Here is a 3,458-nt window from a genome sequence, read left to right as displayed (position 1 = left end):
GCCAGGCTGCAAGAGCTCTACGCGCCGGTGCTGACGCAGTTCCCCGAGGTTCTGCAAGTGACTGAAGACGAGCTGTTCATTCCGGTCGCGGCCCGCCCGCTGACCCGGATGATCGCCCGCGCCTTCGATGCCTATGACCTAGACGCGGCCGGGCACAGTTCGGCGATCTGAGCCGACCCGGACCGCTCACCAAGACGACCACTCGCTGAACCAGCCACCGCGCGCCCCGAAACAAGGGCGCGCGGCGGAAACCGCCATCGCGGCAACGCCTGTTCGGACCGTTTCAAAGGCCGGGTACGGCCGCCAGCAGGTTGCGGGTATATTCGGTTCGCGGCGCGGCGAACAGCTCCTGCGCCTGCCCCTGTTCGACCACGTCACCGGCCTTCATCACCAGAATCTGGTGGCTCATCGCGCGCACGACGTTGAGGTCGTGGCTGATGAACAGATAGGCCAGCCCATATTTCCTTTGCAGCGCGCGCAGCAGGTCGACGATCTGCACCTGCACCGTCATGTCCAGCGCCGAGGTCGGCTCGTCCAGCACCACCAGCCGCGGGCGCAGGATCATCGCGCGGGCGATGGCGATGCGCTGGCGCTGACCGCCCGAGAACTCGTGCGGATAACGGTCCATGCTGGCCGGATCCAGCCCCACCTCTTGCATGACCTCGCTGACCAGCTCGCGCGTTGACCGCCCATCTGAATGGCCATGCACGCCCAGCCCCTCGGCGATGATCTGCTCGCAGGTCATGCGCGGGCTGAGGCTGCCGAACGGATCCTGGAACACGATCTGCATGTCCTTGCGCAGGTCGCGCAACCGCCGCGTCGACCAGGCGCGCACATCCTGCCCGTCAAAGCGGATGCCGCCCTCGGATGAGATCAGCCGCATCAGCGCCAGCGCCAGCGTGGTCTTGCCCGAGCCGGACTCGCCGACGATGCCCAGCGTTTCGCCGGCGCGCACCGAGATCGTCGCCTCGTTCACCGCCTTCACATGGCCCACCGTGCGCCGGAAAAACCCTTTCTGGATCGGAAACCAGACCTTGAGCCGCTCTGTCTCGGCCACCACCGGCGCCTCGGGTGCGACCGGATCGGGAACGCCGGCGGCGCGGGCGTTCAGCAGCTTTCGGGTATAGGGGTGCTGCGGATCGGCGAAGATCTCGGCCACAGGGCCGGCTTCGACGATCTCGCCATCCTTCATCACGCAGACCCGGTCGGCGATGCGCTGGACGATGCCAAGGTCATGGGTGATGAACAGCAGCCCCATGCCCTCGGACTTTTTCAGCTCGGCCAGAAGCTCGAGGATCTGCGCCTGGATGGTCACATCCAGCGCCGTGGTCGGCTCATCGGCGATCAGCACGTCCGGCTTGTTGGCCAGCGCCATGGCGATCATCACCCGCTGCCGCTGCCCGCCCGACAATTGGTGCGGATAGGCCCCCAGCCGGCTTTCGGCGTCGCGGATGCCGACCTTGGTCATCAACTCGATGATCCGCGCCCGCGCCGCCTCGCCGACAATCCCCTGATGCAGCGCCAGCGATTCCGCCATTTGCCGTTCCAGCGTGTGCAGCGGGTTGAGCGAGGTCATCGGCTCTTGGAAGATGAAGGAAATGTCATTGCCGCGCACCTTGCGCAGACGCTTGTCATCAGCGCCGACCATCTGCTGCCCGTCATAGGTGATGCTGCCGCGCACTGTCGCGCTGGCCGGCAGCAGCGACACGGTCGACAGCGCGGTGACCGACTTGCCCGAGCCCGACTCGCCGACCAGCGCCACGGTTTCACCGCGATCGACGCTGAACGACACCCCGCGCACCGCCGGTATGTCGCGCCCGTCCTGGCGAAAGCTGACATGCAGATCCCTGACGTCGAGAATACTCATGAAAAAGTCTTCCTCGGATCGAAGGCGTCACGCACCCCTTCGAAGATGAACACCAAGAGCGACAGCATGATGGCAAAGGTGAAAAAGGCGGTGAAGGCCAGCCAGGGCGCCTGCAGGTTCTGCTTGGCCTGCAAGGTCAGCTCTCCCAGCGAGGGCGCGGTCGAGGGCAGGCCGAAGCCGAGGAAGTCGAGCCCCGCCAGTGTCGAGATGGTGCCGGTGACGATGAAGGGCAGCATGGTCACCGTCGCCACCATGGCGTTGGGCAGCATGTGGCGGAACATGATGACCCGGTTCGACACGCCCAGCGCCTTGGCGGCGCGGACATATTCAAGGTTGCGGGCGCGCAGGAACTCGGCCCGCACCACCCCCACCAGCGCGGTCCATCCGAACAGCACGGTGAGCAGCACCAGCAGCCAGAAACTGCGCCCGACGATGGCGAACAGGATGATGATGACATAAAGGCTGGGCGTGGCGCCCCAGATCTCGATCACCCGCTGGAAGACCAGATCGACCCAGCCGCCGAAATAGCCCTGGATGGCGCCTGCGGCGATGCCGATCAGGCTGGCGCAGGTGGTGACGATGAGGGTGAAGACGATCGACAGCCGGAAGCCGTAGATCACCCGCGCCACCACGTCGCGCTTGCGGTCATCTGTCCCCAGCCAGTTCTGCGCGTTGGGCGGCAGCGGCGCGGCACCGGGCCGGTCCACCGGGGTGTCAAAGGAATAGGGGATGAGCGGCCACAGGGTCCAGCCGGGCTGCGCCGCCTGGTCATCAAAGCTTCCGGCGGCGAGCTTCTCGAGAACCTCTTCTGGTTCGTCAAAACATGCCTCGACGCCGCCGGTCTCGATCAGGCATTGCACCACCGGATCGCGGTAATCGGCCTCGGTCTTGAAATCACCGCCAAAGGTGGTCTCGGGATAGAATTTGGCGATCGGCACGTAAAAATCGCCGCGATAGCTGACCAGGATCGGTTTGTCATTGGCCAGAAGCTCGGCAAAAAGCGAGATCCCGAACACCAGCGTGAAAATGATCAGCGACCAGAAGGCACGGCGGTTGCGGCAGAAATTGCGCCAGCGGCGCTGGTTCAGGGGCGACAGTTTCATGCGATACGCCCCCCGAGGGCCGAACCGCGCAGGACATACCGCATCAGCCTTCCCTCTTTTCAAAGTCGATGCGCGGATCGACGATCACATACATCAGGTCCGACAGGATGCCGACCACCAGCCCGATCAGGCCGAAGATGAACAGGGTGCCAAAGATCACCGGATAGTCGCGGGCCACCGCAGCCTCGAAGCCAAGCCGCCCCAGCCCGTCCAGCGAGAAGATGGTCTCGATGATCAGCGAGCAACCGAAGAAGACGCCGATGAACACCGCCGGGAAACCGGCGATCACGATCAGCATCGCATTTCGGAACACATGGCCATACAGGACCTGCCCCTCGCTCAGCCCCTTGGCGCGGGCGGTCATCACGTATTGCTTCTTGATCTCGTCCAGAAAGCTGTTCTTGGTCAGCAGCGTCAGCGTGGCGAAGGCCGAGATGGTCGAGGCCAGCACCGGCAGGGTGATGTGCCAGAAGTAATCGGCCACCTTG

The 3,458-nt window shown here is 64.5% G+C and carries 3 protein-coding genes; all 3 read right to left on the bottom strand.

The genetic code is table 11. From position 1 onward, the window contains the following. Nucleotides 1-283: 283 nt before the first annotated feature. Entirely contained in the window at nt 284-1,867 is a 1,584-nt protein-coding gene (locus ABZD10_RS14465; RefSeq protein WP_372887551.1) for an ABC transporter ATP-binding protein, read from the bottom strand. Beyond that, nucleotides 1,864-2,970 carry an ABC transporter permease gene (locus tag ABZD10_RS14460; RefSeq protein WP_372887549.1) on the bottom strand — a complete coding sequence of 369 codons (1,107 nt, stop codon included), beginning with the start codon at nt 2,968-2,970 and terminating at the stop codon, nt 1,864-1,866. The genes ABZD10_RS14465 and ABZD10_RS14460 overlap by 4 nt, the downstream gene beginning before the upstream one ends. 43 nt (nt 2,971-3,013) lie before the next feature. Next, nucleotides 3,014-3,458: ABC transporter permease subunit (locus ABZD10_RS14455; RefSeq protein ID WP_372887548.1), on the bottom strand; the 445-nt coding region annotated here is incomplete at its 5' end.

The organism is Shimia sp. (assembly GCF_041624275.1).
GTDB lineage: Bacteria > Pseudomonadota > Alphaproteobacteria > Rhodobacterales > Rhodobacteraceae > Shimia.
This window is presented reverse-complemented; position numbering and strand designations above follow the sequence as displayed.

Bases quoted from the DNA above. Each gene is read 5' to 3' on its own strand.
- ABZD10_RS14465 (WP_372887551.1), bottom strand. From the start codon at position 1,867: ATGAGTATTCTCGACGTCAGGGATCTGCATGTCAGCTTTCGCCAGGAC.
- ABZD10_RS14460 (WP_372887549.1), bottom strand. From the start codon at position 2,970: ATGAAACTGTCGCCCCTGAACCAGCGCCGCTGGCGCAATTTCTGCCGC.